This is a genomic window from uncultured Sphingomonas sp. (genome assembly GCF_936927845.1).
Taxonomy (GTDB): domain Bacteria; phylum Pseudomonadota; class Alphaproteobacteria; order Sphingomonadales; family Sphingomonadaceae; genus Sphingomonas.
The window spans coordinates 185,371-202,136 of sequence record NZ_CAKZHV010000060.1 but is presented as its reverse complement, the minus strand read 5'-3'; the positions used below and the strand labels follow the sequence as shown (position 1 = coordinate 202,136).

The 16,766-nt window shown below is 68.8% G+C and carries 16 protein-coding genes and 1 riboswitch; of the genes, 7 read left to right on the top strand and 9 right to left on the bottom strand.

What is annotated here, in order from left to right; translation table 11 throughout:
* Window positions 1-3 precede the first annotated feature (3 nt).
* The 5 genes from Q0579_RS12850 to Q0579_RS12830 all read right to left on the bottom strand — a co-directional run bounded on the left by Q0579_RS12850 (window position 4) and on the right by Q0579_RS12830 (window position 5,244).
* Window positions 4-1,305, bottom strand: a complete 1,302-nt coding sequence (locus Q0579_RS12850) for a pilus assembly protein CpaE (protein ID WP_298812989.1) — start codon at window positions 1,303-1,305, stop codon at window positions 4-6.
* Window positions 1,302-1,940 (bottom strand): CpaD family pilus assembly lipoprotein, encoded by a 639-nt coding sequence (locus tag Q0579_RS12845; protein ID WP_298812987.1) that lies wholly within the window; start codon window positions 1,938-1,940, stop codon window positions 1,302-1,304. The genes Q0579_RS12850 and Q0579_RS12845 overlap by 4 nt, the downstream gene beginning before the upstream one ends.
* 44 nt (window positions 1,941-1,984) lie before the next feature.
* Window positions 1,985-3,664, bottom strand: coding sequence for a type II and III secretion system protein family protein (locus Q0579_RS12840; protein WP_298812985.1), 1,680 nt, complete (start codon window positions 3,662-3,664; stop codon window positions 1,985-1,987).
* A gap of 2 nt (window positions 3,665-3,666) precedes the next feature.
* Window positions 3,667-4,707 carry a Flp pilus assembly protein CpaB gene (gene cpaB / locus Q0579_RS12835; RefSeq protein ID WP_298812983.1) on the bottom strand — a complete coding sequence of 347 codons (1,041 nt, stop codon included), beginning with the start codon at window positions 4,705-4,707 and terminating at the stop codon, window positions 3,667-3,669.
* Between the two features lie 63 nt (window positions 4,708-4,770).
* The gene (locus Q0579_RS12830) at window positions 4,771-5,244 is read right to left on the bottom strand and encodes a prepilin peptidase (RefSeq protein ID WP_298812980.1); all 474 of its coding nucleotides are present in this window, start codon (window positions 5,242-5,244) and stop codon (window positions 4,771-4,773) included.
* A 50-nt stretch (window positions 5,245-5,294) separates the two neighbouring features.
* On the opposite strand from Q0579_RS12830, the gene Q0579_RS12825 reads away from it, so the two are divergent.
* Together Q0579_RS12825 and Q0579_RS12820 are read left to right on the top strand one after the other, a co-directional pair.
* A complete protein-coding gene (locus tag Q0579_RS12825) occupies window positions 5,295-6,233 on the top strand; it encodes an alpha/beta hydrolase (RefSeq protein ID WP_298813174.1) in 939 nt (312 codons plus the stop codon).
* Window positions 6,230-7,312: an FAD-binding oxidoreductase gene (locus tag Q0579_RS12820; protein ID WP_298812978.1), complete on the top strand. Its 1,083-nt coding sequence runs from the start codon at window positions 6,230-6,232 to the stop codon at window positions 7,310-7,312. The genes Q0579_RS12825 and Q0579_RS12820 overlap by 4 nt, the downstream gene beginning before the upstream one ends.
* Here Q0579_RS12820 and Q0579_RS12815 read toward each other — a convergent pair.
* The 4 genes from Q0579_RS12815 to ispH all read right to left on the bottom strand — a co-directional run bounded on the left by Q0579_RS12815 (window position 7,309) and on the right by ispH (window position 10,739).
* A complete protein-coding gene (locus tag Q0579_RS12815; RefSeq protein ID WP_298812975.1) occupies window positions 7,309-8,196 on the bottom strand; it encodes a DMT family transporter in 888 nt (295 codons plus the stop codon). The genes Q0579_RS12820 and Q0579_RS12815 overlap by 4 nt on opposite strands.
* A gap of 27 nt (window positions 8,197-8,223) precedes the next feature.
* Window positions 8,224-8,706: a ribonuclease HI gene (gene rnhA / locus Q0579_RS12810; RefSeq protein ID WP_298812972.1), complete on the bottom strand. Its 483-nt coding sequence runs from the start codon at window positions 8,704-8,706 to the stop codon at window positions 8,224-8,226.
* On the bottom strand, window positions 8,703-9,674 hold the full coding sequence (thrB, locus tag Q0579_RS12805; protein ID WP_298812970.1) for a homoserine kinase: 972 nt from the start codon (window positions 9,672-9,674) through the stop codon (window positions 8,703-8,705). The genes rnhA and thrB overlap by 4 nt, the downstream gene beginning before the upstream one ends.
* A 120-nt stretch (window positions 9,675-9,794) precedes the next feature.
* The gene (gene ispH / locus Q0579_RS12800; RefSeq protein WP_298813172.1) at window positions 9,795-10,739 is read right to left on the bottom strand and encodes a 4-hydroxy-3-methylbut-2-enyl diphosphate reductase; all 945 of its coding nucleotides are present in this window, start codon (window positions 10,737-10,739) and stop codon (window positions 9,795-9,797) included.
* 178 nt (window positions 10,740-10,917) lie between these two features.
* Between ispH and Q0579_RS12795 the strand changes: the two genes are divergently transcribed.
* From Q0579_RS12795 to gcvPB, 5 genes are all read left to right on the top strand, one after another.
* The gene (locus tag Q0579_RS12795) at window positions 10,918-11,577 is read left to right on the top strand and encodes a hypothetical protein (protein ID WP_298812968.1); all 660 of its coding nucleotides are present in this window, start codon (window positions 10,918-10,920) and stop codon (window positions 11,575-11,577) included.
* A gap of 82 nt (window positions 11,578-11,659) precedes the next feature.
* Window positions 11,660-11,762, top strand: a riboswitch (glycine riboswitch).
* Between the two features lie 158 nt (window positions 11,763-11,920).
* The gene (gene gcvT, locus Q0579_RS12790) at window positions 11,921-13,087 is read left to right on the top strand and encodes a glycine cleavage system aminomethyltransferase GcvT (protein WP_298812966.1); all 1,167 of its coding nucleotides are present in this window, start codon (window positions 11,921-11,923) and stop codon (window positions 13,085-13,087) included.
* Between the two features lie 4 nt (window positions 13,088-13,091).
* Window positions 13,092-13,463, top strand: a complete 372-nt coding sequence (gene gcvH / locus Q0579_RS12785; protein ID WP_298812963.1) for a glycine cleavage system protein GcvH — start codon at window positions 13,092-13,094, stop codon at window positions 13,461-13,463.
* A gap of 117 nt (window positions 13,464-13,580) precedes the next feature.
* Window positions 13,581-14,939, top strand: a complete 1,359-nt coding sequence (gene gcvPA, locus Q0579_RS12780) for an aminomethyl-transferring glycine dehydrogenase subunit GcvPA (protein WP_298812961.1) — start codon at window positions 13,581-13,583, stop codon at window positions 14,937-14,939.
* Window positions 14,936-16,510, top strand: coding sequence for an aminomethyl-transferring glycine dehydrogenase subunit GcvPB (gene gcvPB, locus Q0579_RS12775; protein ID WP_298812959.1), 1,575 nt, complete (start codon window positions 14,936-14,938; stop codon window positions 16,508-16,510). The genes gcvPA and gcvPB overlap by 4 nt, the downstream gene beginning before the upstream one ends.
* Window positions 16,511-16,766: the final 256 nt, after the last annotated feature.

Sequence of the window (16,766 nt, the reverse complement as noted above, 5' to 3'; positions counted from 1 at the left end):
CGCTTACTTGCCCGCGCTCTTGGAGGCGGACTTCTTCACCGGCTCCTTTTTCGCGACGAGCCCCTTCAAATCGCTGAACTTGCCGAGCAGCGAGCCGCCCTTCGCCTTCGGGGCAGCGGGATTGCCGTCCTCGTCGGTGAGCGCGAGCAGCGCGGCGAGGTCGATCAGCGGCTGCACCGTCTTCGACGCCTTGCCCGCCTCCGCGAACGGTTTGCCGAGCTTGGCGGCCTGCGCTGCCAGTTTCTGGTCAAAGGGGACGACGACGTCGATCTTGCGCTCGATCGAGCCCTCAAAATCCTTGCGCGTGATCTCGAGCGCAGTGCCCGGATGGACGCGGTTTGCGACAACCGTCACCTGCATCTGCGGCGCGTTGCTGCGCATCCACGACAGCAGCCGGATCGTGTCGCGCGCCGCGGCGAGGGTCAGCTCGGTCACGATCACCGCGCTGTTCACGTCGGCGACCAGATGCGGGTGCTGCACCAGCATCATGCGTGGCAGGTCGACCACGGTGCATTCGAACGCGCCGCGCATCTCCTCCTGCAATTGGTAAAAGGCCGCGCCGTCGGTCATCACCGGCTGGCTGATCGGCGCCTCGGCTGACAGCACCGACAGATTCTCCGAAGCCTTCACCATCGCGCGCTCGATGAAGAGCCCGTCGATGCGGCTCGGGTTCTCGATCGCGTCGGTCAGGCCGCGGCCGGGCTCGAGGTCGAGTGCCAGCGCACCGGTGCCGAAGTGAACGTCGAGGTCGAGCAGCGCGGTGGTGCGCTTCTCCTTGTCGCTGAGCAGCCAGGCGAGTGAGGTCGCGATCGTCGACGCGCCCGCGCCGCCGCGCGTGCCGATCACAGCGATGGCGAGATGCGGACGCGTGCTGGCCCCCTCGCTAACCTTTGGCGCATTGAGGATCGACTGCGCCTGTGCGAACGAATCGCGCAGCATGTCGGCCGAGAACGGCTTGAGCAGGTAATCCTGGATACCCGAGGCGAGCAGGTCGCGGTACAGGCGTACGTCGTTCACCTGACCCGCGGCGATCACGACCGTGCCGGGCTCGCACACCTCGGCGAGGCCGTTGATGTCGCTGAGCGGATCGCTTGAGCCCGACAGGTCGACGAACAGCACGTGCGGACTGGTCGACACCGACAGGGTCTGCACCGCGTTGCGCAGGCCGCCCTGGTGGACGTTGTCCGATGGCCAGCCCATCTCGGACGCGATCGGGCGGATCGCGTCGGCGGCGGCTTCGTCGCTGGCGAAGGCGAGGAACGGGGTTCGCTGGGCGAGGCCGCCCGGTTTCCAGGGCGCGTTCACTTCTTGGCTCCCGCCGGCTCGGCGCGGACCCAGGTGCCACCCTGTCCGGTCGGGGTCGCGGCGCGCATCGTGTTGATCGCGCGCGAGCCGGTGGCAGCGTCGTAATCACCGCTGCCCGGTGCTCCGCGTACCAGGTCGGTCGGGTTGGCGACCATCGCGGCGAGATTGGTGTTGGTCGCGCAGCCGTAGTTGGAGCCTGTATGCGCGTTGAAGTTCGGGTCGTTCATCCGCGACCAGTCGGCGCAACCGGGTACCGACGCGCGCGCACGGCTGACGACGATCCGGACCGTACCGGGCGTCACGGGCGAGCCGGTGACGAGTGCCTCGTCGGAGAGGAGCAGGCCGTAGCGTGCGGCGATTTGCGCCACGTCGCTGCGCGTCGCCCGCGTCGCACCGTAAGGATCGTCGAGCGCGATCGTGTCGCCGTAGCCGATGCGCAGCGTGTCCATCCAGCCGGTCACGCGGCGCGCCTCGTCGGGGCCGATGCCGTCGGGTCCGCTCTGCACGTCGAGCGCGTAATCGGCGCGTGACACCACCGGCTGGTGCACCGATTCGAGCCCGCGATTGGGCGTGCCGCAACCGCCGAGCAGCGTTGCGGCGCTCAAGGCGGCGAGGAGAAGGGGGCGCTTGGTCATGGGCATGATCCCTTTGCGTGCCAGCATGCGTGTCGATGTGCGCATCAGTTGATCGAGAAGCCGGGCGCAGGGGCGGGGCCCTTGCGCGTGGCGGACTTGGCGGCCTTGCGGTCGGCGCTGCCGGCGGCGGCATCACGCGCCGGCGCGGCGGGAAGCGGCTGGGGTAGCGGCTGGGTCGGGCGGGCCGCGGCGGCCGCGCCGATCGCCGGGGCGGGGGCCGGGCCGACCTGCATCGTCGGCTTCGGCCGCTCGGCGGCGCTCTGGCCGTCGGTCAACTGGCCCAGCAACACGCGTTGCAGATCGGTCGGCGCCTTGTAGCCGTCGGTCGGCAGCGCGATGTCGTTGCCGTTCACCGGCTTCACCAGATACGGCGTGATGATGATGACCAGCTCGGTCTCGTTGCGCTGGAACGCGTTGGAGCGGAACAGCGCGCCGAGCACCGGCACGTCGCCGACGCCGGGCGTCTTCGAGAAATTGTTATAATGGTTGTTGGACATGAGGCCGGCGATCATGAAGCTCTGGCCCGAGCCGAGCTCCACCGTCGTTTCCGCGCGGCGCGTGGTGAGCGCGGGGATCTGCGTGCCGCCGAAGGGGACTGCGTTCGAATAATCGAGGTTCGACACTTCGGGGCGGACGCGCAGCGAGATGCGGCCGTCCGAAAGAACGGTCGGCGTGTAGGCCAGGCTGACACCGAATTCCTTGTATTCGATCGACACCGAGCCGAGGCCCTGCGCGATCGGGATCGGGATCTCACCGCCGGCGAGGAAGGTGCCGGTCTCGCCCGACAAAGCGGTCAGATTGGGGTTGGCGAGCAGGGTCACCTGGCCGTTCTGTTCGCCCAGATCGATGGCGGACAGCACGTCGAGCCCGAGCAGCTTGCCCGCCAGTCCGATCGAGGTGCGAACGCTGTCGGGGCGTCCGTTGTTGAAGGAATAGGAGCTGCCCGAGTCGGGGTAAACGAACTGCCCGGTCTTTGGATTGAACGGAAGGTTCACCGAACCCGCAGGCAGACCGTAGCGCGATGACGCATCGACGAGCGGGAAGCTAGACGTGTTCGCATTGCCGATCGTGCCGGGGACACGTCCCGAGCCGATGCTGAAATTGAATCCGTTGGTCGTGTCGCGCGTGATCAGGTTGTTGCCGATGTTCTTCAGGAAGCTGCGGTTCACTTCCGCGAACTTCACCTGCAGGTTGACCTGCAACGGCGTCGCGGTGCGCAGCCGACTGAGCACCTTGGTGTTCTCGCCCACGAAGGCAGCGACCAGCTTCTCGGCCTCGGCACCGTCCTCGGGACCGCGCACGGTGCCGGTCAGCAGCACCATGCCGTTCATCGGCGTCGCGGTGATCTGCGCGTCCGGCATGGCGAGGTTGAGCATCGACTGGAGCGAGTCGTAATTGTTGCCGACCCGCACCGTCGCGGCATAGACGACCGCGCCGCCCTTCGCGGTTGCCGATACCGTCGTCTCGCCCGGCTTCTTGCCGAACACGTAGAGCTGCGTAGGCGAGCGGACCTGAACGTCCGCGATTTCCGGATTGGCGACAAACAGGTCGCTCATCGGGCGCGACAGTGTGATGAGGCGACCGCGATTGGTCGACACCTGCACCGTGCCGCCGGTGCTGGCGACGGCCGATTGCGCGGGGGCGGCGGCCGGCGTGGCGGCGATGGCTGCACTCGCGAGTGCGAGCGCCAGCGGCCAGCCGAGCGGCGTGGACGAGAAACGCATGCTCACTTCCCTCCGACCGGAATTTCGGTCACGTTGTTGCCGCGGGCGATCCGGACGACCGGCCCCGTCGGTTTGGGCGCCGCATCGGGTGCGCCGCTGGCCAGGTTGGATGGTGCCGCCATCGACGGCGCGGGGGTGGTCCCCATGCCGGTGCTGGGCTTGCCGGGTACCGTGCGGCGCTGGAAACGCGAGATGTCGGCGCCGGTCATGAAACTGCCCGCGCCCGATTGCGGCATGCTGGCCGCCTGGGCGAGCACCGCCTTCTCGTTCTTGCCGTCACCGACGCTCAACTGGCCCGAGGCGATCGCTTCCTCCAGCTGGCCGGCATTGTCGGCGATCGAGCGCAGCGAGAGCGACAGGTTGCCCAGCGTCTGCGCGAGTTCGATCTGCTCGGCGATCTTAGGTGTCGCCTCGACCGTGACGGTCGAGAAGGTCTTCACGATCGTGTTGCCCTTGTCGTCCTTCTCGTCGCTGGTGCGCTGATCGGTGGCGAGCACGCGCAGGTTGCGGATCACGGTTTCGCTGGTCTTGAGCGGGGGGCCGTCACCGCCGCCTTCGACCGACTGGGTCAGGATCAGGTCGATGTGGTCGCCCGGAAAGACGAAGCCCGCGACCGAGGTCTGCGCCGAAACGGGAACGGTCACCGCGCGCATGCCGGCACCCAGTGCGGCGGCGAGGAAGCCGCGGTCGCCTGGTTTCACCAGCGCGCCCTGCGTGACGGGTTGTCCCGCGGTGATCGGCAGACGGACGACCGTGCCGAGCAGTTTGGACAGGTCGGTGCCGTCTTTCTTGAAGTACGCGTTCTCGACCAGCTCCTTGGGCCAGGGCTGGAACTTCAGCGCCGTCGCGTCCAGGATCGTGCCGACGGGTAGCGCGCGGGTCGCCACCAGCACCTCGGGCCCATCGGGCACGACCGGTGCGGGCATCGCGATCGCGGCGGCAGCGGGTGCCGCGCTGCCCGCCATCAGCGTGCGCGCCATGAAGGCGGTGATCGCCGCCACGAACAGCGCGCCGACCAGCAGAACCACCTTGCGACTATCCATTGTATGCCTTGCCCCTTGTTCCTATCCGAGCGGCGGAACGGCCGATTCTTTCGACCTGCATGATTACGTAAATTGGTTAACGAGCGGTTCGCGCAGTGCGAGCAGCCCGGCGAAGGCGATCGCGACGCCGTACGGAATCTCGATCGCGCCTTCGCGCCTGAGGAGTTTGTGCTCGAGGAGGAAGGCGAGCGTCAGCGCCCCGCCCGCGAGCGACATGACGATCAGCATGTTCATGACGTTCAACGGCGCGAGCCACAGCGCCAGCGCGCCGATCAGCTTCACGTCGCCGCCACCCATCTGACCGAGCGCGAACGCGCCGCAGAACAGCGCGAACGCGATCAAAGCGCCCCCCAATTGGATCGCCATCATCGGCCACGGATCGAGCCCGACTGCGACCCACCAGAGCGGTGCCAGCAGCGCAATCGCCGCATTCTTCCAATTGGCGATCTCGCGGTGGCGCGCGTCCTCGATGCCGGCCGATACCAGCAGCAGCGCGAGACACGCGGGCAACGCCCAGACGAGAATAGTCCACCCCATGCATCAGGTGGCTAGACGATATGCCTTAGGAAACCGTAACCATGCCCGCGATGAGCCGCCACGCCGCCTTTCGCCGCGCGATCCCCATCGATGCGCGTGTGTCGACGTGGCATGCCGCCGACGGTTGGCCGATCCGGCGCTTCGACTGGCCGGCAGAGTCCGCGCGCGGCGCGATCCTGTTCCAGACCGGGCGCGGCGACGTGTTCGAGAAATATCTGGAGACGTTCGCGCATTGGCATCACGCCGGCTGGTCGGTGTCGGCGTTCGACTGGCGCGGGCAGGGCGGGTCGGGGCGGCTCTCCCCGAACCGCAACGTCGGCCACGCCGACGATTTCGCGCCCTGGATCGCCGATCTCGCTCAGTTCTGGCGTGACTGGGCGGCGGAGAACCACGGTCCGCGGGTCGTCGTCGGTCATTCGATGGGCGGGTTTCTGGTGCTGCGTGCGCTTGTCGATCGCGTGATCGACGCTGATGCGGCGGTGCTGGTCGCGCCGATGCTGGGGTTGCGTTCGCCGGTCGGGGCGAGGGCGGGCGGGTGGCTTGCCGGGCTGATGCGGCGCGCGGGCGATCCGGCCCGCGCGGCGTGGAAGGGGCACGAGAAACCGGGCGTGCAGGTCGACAGGCAGTCGATCCTGACCGCGGACGCCGAACGCTATTCGGACGAGGGCTGGTGGTATCAGCAATCGCCCGAGCTGAAGCTTGGTCCGCCGAGCTGGGCGTGGCTGGCGGAAGCATTTGCGGCGACCGACCGGCTGCGGCGCGATCCGGCGCTGCTGCGAATGACGGTGCCCACCTTGATGCTGCTCGCCGACCGTGACGCGCTGGTCGACTCGACCGCTGCGGCCGCGGTCGGTGCGCGGCTGCTCGATGCGACCGTTATCCGCTTCGGTGCGGATGCCGCGCACGAGCTGCTGCGCGAGGCCGATCCGGTGCGTGACCGCGCATTGTCCGCGATCGATTCGTTCCTCGACGAGCGGTTGGGGCGGTGAACTACGACATCGCGATCGTGGGCGCTGGGATCGCGGGGGCGAGTCTCGCCGCCGAGATCGGTACCCAAGCGCGCGTGCTGTTGCTGGAGGCGGAGGACCAGCCGGGCTATCACGCGACCGGGCGTTCGGCGGCATTCTGGTCGGAAACCTACGGCGGCGCGGCGATCCAGCCGCTGACCACCGCGTCCGGCGGCAGCTTGCGCGACGGCGGCTATCTCGAACCGCTCGGCTCGCTCCACATCGGGCGTGACGCGGATGCGGCGGCGATCGACACGTTCCAAGCGGAGTTCGCTGGTACGCCGGTGGTGCTCGACCGGGTCGATCCGGCGACGCTGGTGCCGGGGCTGCGGCCCGCCTGGCGTCACGGCGTGATGGAGGCGTCGTGCGCTTATATCGATGTGGGGCGGCTCCACGCCGATCGGCTCGCCGCCGCACGGCGCAGCGGTGCAACCGTCGAGACGCGCGCCGAGCTGGCGAGCGCCGAGCGCGAGGGTGGTCGCTGGCGCATCGCGACTCGCGACGGTCGCCGCTTCACCGCCGACGTGCTGGTCGATGCCGCGGGTGCCTGGGCCGACGCGGTGGCGGGCGCGGCGGGCGTGCGGCCGATCGGCATCCGCGCCTATCGCCGGACGATGGTGCAAATGCGGACCGATCCGTCCGCGCCAGCGGCGCTGCCGCACGTCGCTGACATCGCGGGACGATTCTACTTCAAGCCCGAGGCAGGCGGGCGGCTATGGCTGAGCCCGCACGACGAGACGCCGGTCGATCCGCACGACGTCGCGCCCGAGGAAATCGACGTCGCGACCGCAGTCGATCGGTTCGAGGGCGTGGTCGACTGGCGGGTCGAGAAGATCGAGCGGACCTGGGCGGGCCTTCGCTCGTTCGCGCCCGACCGCGCGCCGGTGTACGGGTTCGATGCCGAGGTTTCGGGCTTTTTCTGGTTCGCGGGCCAGGGCGGCTTCGGCATCCAGACCGCGCCCGCCGCCGCGCAGGTCGGCGCGGCGCTGTTGGTGGGCGGCGACATGCCGGCGGGCGTTGACGTGGAACGCTACGCTGCGACGCGGTTCGCGCGCGCCTAGGCCTGTTCGCGCTCGGCGAGCAGTGCGGTCTTCGGCCGCGCGCGCATCGCGACCACCAGCACGCCGAGGAGTGCGAGCGCGGCGCCAGCGATCATGCGGCGGTCGAGGTGGTCGCCCGTCAGCGCGACGCCGAAGGCGATCGTCGCGAGCGGCGTCATCAGCGTCAGCGGGGCGAGCAGATTGGCCTCGTAGCGCCGGATCAGCGCGTAATAACTGGTGTGCGCGACGACCGAGACGACGAGCGCGGCGAACAGCACCGCGGCGACGAACGGCCAGCCGATCGCGACCGCGCTTGCCCACTGTCCGCGTTCGAACAGTGCCGATCCGATCGCGAGCGGCAGGCACGAGACGACGCCGACCCACGCCTGGAACCTGAGCGGCGCGACATCCTCGACCTGCTTCATCATCACCGCTCCGAGCGACCCCGCGAACGCCGCGCCGACGATGAACCAGAGCCCCGCCGACAAGGCGACGCCGTGCGGGTTCCACACCACCAGCACCACGCCCGCGAGCGTCAGCGCGATGCCGATCCCGCGGCGCAGGTGGATGCGCTCGCCCAGCAGCACGATCGACAGCAGCGTGGTGAACGGCACGCCGATCTGGATGACGATCGCGGCGGACGAGGGCGAGGCGGTCTGCAATCCGATGAACAGCAATGCGAAATTGCCCGCGCCCATCAGCAGTCCGATCGTCGCTACCCGTAGTCTGGGGCGCGGCATCGGCCACAGCCACGGTAAGGTCGCGAGCACCACCACCGCGAAGCGGATCGCGGCGAAGAACAGCGGCGGCACGTGCCACTGACCCACCACGATCTTGCTGAGCACGTTGCTATAGCCCCAGGCGAGGCAGACCAGCACCAGGATCAGGAAGTCGCGCGCGCGCATCGGTTTGGTGAAGGGGCGATCAGCCGATCACGCCGCGGCGCGCGGGCGCTTGGCGATCGCAACCGCGGCGTCGCTCGCCAGCTTGTCGACGCGCTCGTTGTCGGGGTGGCCGGCGTGGCCCTTGACCCATTTCCACTCGATCCGGTGCGGCTTGGCGGCGGCGAGCAAAGCCTGCCACAGCTCGGCGTTCTTGACCGGTTTCTTGTCGGCGGTGCGCCAGCCGTTCTTCTGCCAACCGTGAATCCACTTGGTCAGGCCATCCATCACGTAGCGGCTGTCGGTCGACAGCGTGACGCGGCACGGCCGCTTCAACGCTTTCAGCCCCTCGATCGCGGCGGTCAGCTCCATGCGGTTGTTGGTGGTCGGGTTCTCGGCACCCGACAGCTCCTTCTCCGTCTCGCCCATCCGCAGCAGCGCTCCCCAGCCGCCGGGGCCGGGATTACCCTTGCACGCGCCGTCGGTCGCGATCTCGACGACGGGGAGTTCGGTTGACGAGAGTTCGGTGGTCATGCGTGGTTCTTCATGTGTTGAGGAAGCAGGTCGGGCGCGTAATGCCCGAGCCGGCGCAGGTAAGCGAGCGGGTCCTTGCGCGTCACCAGCGCATCGGCGGGGGTGTTGAGCCAGTCCCACGCCCGGCTGAGCGCGAAACGCAGGCACGCCCCCGCTGCGAGTGTCGGAAACGCATCACGCTCGGCGGGCGACAGCGGGAAGTGGCGCTCATATCCGGCGAACAGCGCGTCACCGATCGCGGCGTCGTAGCGCGCACCGCTCGCGTCGAAGCTCCAGGCGGTGTGCGTGATCGCGAGATCGAACACACGCACGTCGGTGCAGGCGAAGTAGAAGTCGATTAGCCCCGACACCTGATCGCCGCGCATCAGCACGTTGTCGGGAAACAGATCGGCGTGGATCGCGCAGAGGTCGAGCGTGTCGCGCGGCCAGGCGGCCAGCACGTGACCCAGCGCGCGGTCGAGCGCGTCGTGCAGACCGGGCGCGATCCCGTCGAGGCTGCGCCCACAACGTTCGAACAACGGTCGCCAGGTGTCGACGCCCATCGTGTTCGGCCGCGTGAGCGCGAAGTCGCCGACCGCGCGGTGCATCTGCGCGAGCGCCTCGCCCGCGGCCAGTGCCTGCGCCGGTGTGGGATGCGACAGCGACACGCCCGGCAGGAAACGGATCAGGCAGGCGGGGCGGCCTTCGAGCTGCTGGATCGCCTCTCCGCCGCGATCGGGAATGGCGGGCGGCACCGGCAACCCCTTGGCAGCGAGGTGATCGAGCAGCGCCATGAAGAACGGAAGGTCGGCGGCGGCCACGCGCCGCTCGTACAAGGTCAGGATGTAGCGCCCGGCGGTCGTGTCGACGAGGTAGTTGGAATTCTCCACCCCTTCGGCGATCCCCTTGGCGGAGACGAGCTCACCGACGTCGTAGCGCGCGAGAAAGCGGCTCAATGCCTCGGCGGAGACGTGCGTGTAGACGGCCATGCTCAATCTCCCGCGCAAAAGGTCACAAAGGTCGCAGGCCGACGTAGGTGCGCGCGCCCACCCGCGCGTCAGCGATCACCTACCCGTCGTGGCACGGTTCGCGCGTGCGGGACAGCGCACTCAGGCGGCGGCGTCGAGCCCGCGCGGCAGCTTGAACGCGATCGACTCGCGCGTCGTCTCGACCTCGCGCTCGATCACGTCGAACCGCGTCGCGAGCCGGTCGACCAGTTCGCGCACCAGCAGTTCGGGCGCGGACGCCCCCGCGGTGATGCCCAATGTGCCGACGCCGTCGAGGAACGCCCAGTCGAGCTCGGCCGCACGCTGGATCAGCGCGGCACGTACGCCCTGCCGCTCGGCGACCTCGACCAGCCGAACCGAGTTGGACGAATTGGGCGCGCCGATCACCAAGACCGCATCGCACGAATCCGCGATCGCCTTGACGGCGGCCTGGCGGTTCGAGGTCGCGTAGCAGATGTCCTCGCCGCGCGGCGCGTCGATCGAGGGGTAACGCGCGTGCAGCGCCGCGACGATCGCGGCGGTGTCGTCGACCGACAGCGTCGTCTGCGTCAGGAACGCGACGTTCGCCGGGTCGGGCAGGTTGAGCGTCGCCACGTCCTCGACCGTTTCGACCAGGGTCATCGCGCCCGCGGGCACCTGTCCGAAGGTGCCGATCACCTCGGGGTGGCCGGCGTGGCCGACGAACACGATGTGGCGTCCCGCCGCCACCAGCCGCTCGGCCTGGCGGTGAACTTTGGAGACGAGCGGGCAGGTCGCGTCGAGGTAGCTCAGGCCTCGGTCCTGCGCCTCGGCCGGCACCGATTTGGGCACGCCGTGCGCGGAAAAGACGACGTTGGCGTCGTCGGGCACCTCGTCCAGTTCCTCGACGAACACCGCGCCCTTGGCCTTCAGCGCGTCGACCACGAACTTGTTGTGGACGATCTCGTGCCGGACGTAGACGGGCGCGCCGTGCTTTTCCAGCGCGAGTTCCACGATGCGGATCGCGCGGTCGACCCCGGCGCAGAAACCGCGCGGCGCGGCAATCATCAGCTCCAGCGGGCGGCGCATGGTGCTCGCGGAGGTCGGCAGGTCGGCGGCGCCTTCGATTGCGGGGAGCGGGGACATGGCCACCCATGTACGCCAATGCTTGCTCCGGCGAAAGGCGGTTCCTATGGTGCGGGCTGAACGGGGCCGGCCTCTCGCTTGGAGAGGCGGTCCCGTCGCGTATCCGCTTCTTGTACCAGGAATGCCGCCTGTGCCCCTTCGCCGCCATCACCTGCCGCTCGTCCTGCTTCTCGCCGCGGCTGGGTGCGCCAAGTCGGGCGAGATCGATGTGACGGGCGGTGCCGCTGGCATCACCTCGGTCCGCTCGGCCTGTCCGGTGGTGGGCGTGCCTGCGGGAACAGGCGACGTGACCGTGTTCAATCCCGCGACCAGCACCGACGCGAGCGCGATCGACGTGACCGCGGCGATCAGCAACGTGCGGTCGACCTGCAACGACGCGGGCGACGACATCCAGACCACCGTGACCTTCGACGTGCGCGCGCGCCGCACGCAGACCGTCGGTCCGCGCGACCTAACGCTGCCGTATTTCATCGCGATCACCCGCGGCGGCAATTCGGTGGTGTCGAAGCGTGTCGGCGGCGTCGCGCTCCACTGGGACGCGGGGCAGGCGGTGGCGACCGCGAACCCGCAGGCGACCACGGTCGTCTCGCGCGCGCTGGCGACCGTGCCGCAGGAGATTCGCGACAAGCTGACGCGCAAGCGCAAGGCAGGTGACGAGGATGCGGCGGTTGATCCCTTGTCGCAGCCCGAGGTGCGCCAGGCGGTGCTGTCGGCGACGTTCGAGGCGCTGGTCGGTTTCCAGCTGACGCAGGATCAGTTGCGCTACAACGCGACGCGCTGAAGCGGCCGACGCGAGAGCGATTGACACGAATCTCCGGCGGCGGCAGAGCGGCGAGCGTCGACGCGGGGGCACATGCCCGTGCGTGGGCGGCGCGGGAGAGTGCGGCCGGCCTTTGAGGCACCTGGCCGCCGCCGAAGGAGCAACCACCCCGGAATCTCTCAGGCAGCAGGGACCGCGTCAGCCTATCGACACTCTGGAAAGCGGTTGCGCCGTTCACCCGGCGCGATCCACCGAAGGGGTAATCGCCTCGCAAGCGGCGAGAAAGCTCTCAGGTTCCGTGACAGAGGGGGGCATGATCGCCGCGCGACCCCGCGCCGTGATGTCCTTTCGTCAGGAAGCCGTGATGAGCGACAAGATCCAACCCACCAACGGCGCTTCCGGCCCAGAAGAAGATGGGGATGAAGTCGTCATCGAGACGCTGACGCTTCCGCTCGACGCGTGGCACCGCGCGCGTGGCGGCCGCATGGTCGAGTTCGCCGGCTATCACATGCCCGTTCAGTACGAGGGCATCATGGCAGAGCATCTCTGGACGCGCGAGAACGCCGGGCTGTTCGACGTCAGCCACATGGGCCAGCTCTCGATCACCGGCGAGGGCGTCGTCGCGGCGCTGGAGGCATTGCTGCCGGCCGAGATCCAGAAGCTGCCGTTCAACAAGGCGCGCTACTCGCTGCTGCTCAACGAGGAGGGCGGCGTGCTCGACGACCTGATGCTTACGCGTCAGGCAGAGGACCGCGTCTACATGGTCGTCAACGGCGCGACCAAGTACGACGACGTGTCGCACATGATCGAGCATCTGCCCGACGACGTGACGATCAACCTGATGGAGGATCACGCTCTGCTCGCGGTGCAGGGGCCGAAGGCGGTCGACGCGGTGTCGCGGCTGATCCCTGGCGTCGAGGCGCTGGTCTTCATGCAGGCGGGCGCGTTTCAGTGGCAGGGTCATGACGTCTGGCTCAGCCGCTCGGGCTATACGGGTGAGGACGGCTACGAGATTTCGCTGCCCGCCGAGGCGGCGGAGGCATTCGCCGACGCGCTGCTCCAGCAGCCCGAAGTAAAGCCAATCGGCCTCGGTGCGCGCGACTCGCTGCGGCTCGAGGCGGGGCTGCCGCTCTACGGCCACGATCTCGATCCCGAGACGACGCCGGTGATGGCCGACCTCGGCTTCGCGCTATGGAAGCGCCGGCGCGAGGCGGCGGACTTTCCGGGTGCGCAGCGCATCCTCGCCGAGCGCGAGCGCGGTCCCGCGGTCAAGCGCGTCGGCCTGCTGGTCGAGGGTCGCCAGCCGGTGCGCGAGGGCGCGAGCGTCGTCGGCGACGACGGCGCGGTGATCGGGCGCGTGACCAGCGGCGGCTTTGCCCCCAGCGTCGGCGCGCCGATCGCGATGGCCTATGTCCCGATCGAACTCGCAGCCCCGGGCAGCGCCGTCCGCCTCGTCCAGCGCGGCAAGGTCCACGCCGCGACCGTCGCCGCGATGCCGTTCGTTCCCCATCGTTACTACCGAGGAGCCTGACCCCATGAGCCGTTATTTCACGCAGGACCACGAGTGGATCGAGGTCGACGGCGAGACCGGCACGGTCGGCATCTCCGACTATGCGCAGAGCCAGCTCGGCGACATCGTGTTCGTCGAGGTGCCCGAGGAGGGCAAGTCGCTGTCGAAGGGTGACGACGCCGCGGTGGTCGAGAGCGTCAAGGCCGCGTCCGACGTCTACGCGCCTGTCTCGGGCACCGTGATCGAGGGCAACGCCGCGCTCGCCGACGATTCGTCGCTGGTGAACTCGGATCCCGAAGGCGAAGGCTGGTTCTTCAAGCTCACGCTCGCCGACGCGTCCGAGCTCGACCAGCTGATGGACGAGCAAGCCTACGCCGCCTTCGTCGAGAAGCTCTGACTAACTCCCCTCCCTGATCAAGGAGGGACCGGGGCAGGCCGGCGGTGCGACAGCACCGACACCTGCCCCTCACGCGACCCAACCTCGACCCCTCCCGGGCGGAGGGAGGAGCATCGAATGCGCTACCTGCCACTCACCGACCATGACCGCGCCGACATGCTGTCCGTCATCGGCGCCGCGTCGATCGACGACCTGTTCGTCGACGTGCCCGAGGCCGCGCGGCTGGGCGGCCCCGTCGCTGGCCTGCCGAATCACGCCAGCGAGCTGAGCGTCGAGCGGCATATGACCGCGCTGGCGCGCCAGAACACGGTCGCGGGCGAGGTGCCGTTCTTTCTCGGCGCGGGTGCGTATCGCCACCACGTGCCCGCCAGCGTCGATCACCTGATCCAGCGCGGCGAGTTCCTGACCGCCTACACGCCCTACCAGCCCGAGATCGCGCAGGGCACGCTGCAGATGCTGTTCGAGTTCCAGACGCAGGTCGCGCGTCTGCTCGGCACCGATGTGGCGAACGCCAGCATGTACGACGGCTCGACCGCGTGCTGGGAAGCGATCGGCATGGCGCGGCGCATCACCAAGCGGGGCAAGGCGATCCTGTCGGCGGGGCTTCACCCGCACTATGTCTCGCTCGCGAAGACTATGGCCAAGTACACCGGCGACGTGCTCGATACGACCGCGCCGTGGCTCGTCCCTGACATGGACGTGGACCGTCTGATCGAGAAGATCGACGGCGATACGTCGTGCGTGGTGGTGCAATATCCCGACATCCTCGGCCGCATCGCCGACCTCCGTCCGCTCGCCGACGCGTGCCACGCCAACAAGGCGCTGCTGATCGCGGTGGTGACCGAGCCGGTCGCGCTGGGCGCAATCCGCTCTCCGGGCGAGATGGATGCCGACATCGTCGTCGGCGAGGGCCAGTCGCTCGGCGTGGGCCTCCAGTTCGGCGGGCCCTACGTGGGGCTGTTCGGCTGCAAGGAGAAATATGTCCGTCAGATGCCGGGCCGGTTGTGCGGCGAGACGGTCGATGCGGACGGCCGCCGCGGCTTCGTGCTGACGCTGTCGACGCGCGAGCAGCATATCCGCCGCGAGAAGGCGACCAGCAACATCTGCACCAATTCGGGGCTGTGCGCGCTCGCCTTCTCGATCCACATGACGCTGCTGGGCGAGGCGGGCTTGCGGCAATTGGCGGCGACCAACCACGCCAATGCGGTCGCGGCGGCGGAGCGGCTGGCGCAGGTGCCGGGCGTCAAACTGGTCAACGACGCGTTCTTCAACGAGTTCACGCTTAACCTCGGGCAGGAGGCGCGACCGATTGTGCGGGCGCTGGCCGACAAGGGCGTGCTCGCGGGCGTGTCGCTCGGTCGGCTCTATCCGGGTGAGGACGACCTCGCCAACGGGCTGATCGTCGCGGTGACCGAAACGGTGACGCGAGAGGATATCGAGGCGCTGGCGACCGCGCTTGAGGAGGTGTTGGCATGAGCATCAACCAGAGCGGCTGGCGTCCCGAGATGACCGCCAAGAACGGCGAGAGCGCCGCGACCTTCACGGGCAATCGCGCGCTGATGCTCGAAGAAAAGCTGATCTTCGAGATTGGCTCGGCCGAGACGACCGGGGTCGAGATCGCGGAGCCCGTCGCTGTCACGTCGCGGCTCGGCGACCTCGCGCGCACCGCGCCGATTGGGCTGCCCGGCCTGTCCGAGCCCGAGACGGTGCGTCACTATACCCGGCTGAGCCGGCAGAATTACGCCATCGACTTGGGACTGTTCCCGCTCGGTTCGTGCACCATGAAGCACAACCCGCGCCTGAACGAGAAGATGGCGCGGCTGCCCGGCTTCGCCGACGTTCACCCGCTTCAGCCGATCGACACGGTGCAGGGCGCGCTCGGCGTCATCAACGAGCTGGCGGTGTGGCTGATCGAGCTGACCGGCATGCACGGCGTCGCGATGAGCCCCAAGGCAGGTGCGCACGGCGAGTTGTGCGGCATCCTGTGCATCAAGGCGGCGCTGGAGAAGCGCGGCGAGGGGCATCGCAAGATCGTGCTGGTGCCCGAGAGCGCGCACGGCACCAACCCCGCCACCGCCGCCTTCGCGGGCTTCCAGGTCGAGGACATCCCCGCGACCGCGGACGGGCGCGTCGACACGGCAGCGCTCAAGGCGCGGCTCGGCCCCGATATCGCGGCGGTGATGATCACCAACCCCAACACCTGCGGGCTGTTCGAGCGCGACCTAAAGGAGATTTCGGACGCGGTGCACGCGGCCGGCGGCTACGTGTATTGCGACGGCGCGAACTTCAACGCGATCGTCGGGCGCGTCCGGCCCGGTGACCTCGGTGTCGACGCGATGCACATCAACCTGCACAAGACCTTCTCGACCCCGCACGGCGGCGGCGGGCCGGGCTCGGGACCGGTGGTGCTGTCGGAAGCGCTGTCGCCGTTCGGCCCGCTCCCCTTTACCGAGCGCCACGGCGACGGGCACATCACGCTGGTCGAGGAGGAAACCGTCGAGGACCGCCACCCCGACAGCTTCGGGCGCATGACGGCGTTCCACGGTCAGATGGGCATGTTCACACGCGCGTTGACCTATATCCTCAGCCACGGTGCCGACGGTCTGCGCCAGGTGGCGGAGGATGCGGTGCTGAACGCGAACTACGTGCTGCGCAGTTTAGAGGACGTGCTCGACGCGCCGTTCGGCAAGGCGGGGCCGTGCATGCACGAGGCGCTGTTCTCCGACGCGAACCTCGCCGACGGCTTCTCGACGCTCGACGTCGCCAAGGGGCTGATCGACGAGGGGTTCCACCCGATGACGGTCTATTTCCCGCTCGTCGTCCACGGCGCGATGCTGGTCGAGCCGACCGAGACCGAGTCGAAGGCGGCGCTTGATCAGTTCATCGGCGCACTGCGCAGTGTCGCCGAGCGCGCCAAGGCGGGCGACGCCAGCCTCAAGAGCGCGCCGCACTTCGCCCCGCGCGCCCGCCTCGACGAGACGCTGGCGGCAAGGAAGCCCAAGCTGGTGTGGAAGGAACCCGCGCCGGTCGCGCAAGCGGCGGAGTAGGTCAGTCTACTTCCGCGACCGCACCGCCGATCAGCGGTCGCGGTGGAGGGCCGGGCACCACCGGTACGGCGGCGCTGCCCGGATCATCCGGTCGGTGCCGTTTGGGGCGGACCGGCATGTCGCCGGCACGCAGCGCGGCCTCGACCCGCAGTCTGAGGCTTCGTGCACGCGCGGCTCGATCGGGCTTCGGCATCATCGTCTCCCAAGTGATCTACGGCCCTCATACACCCTTTCGCGTCCCGAGCGAAGAAGCCGC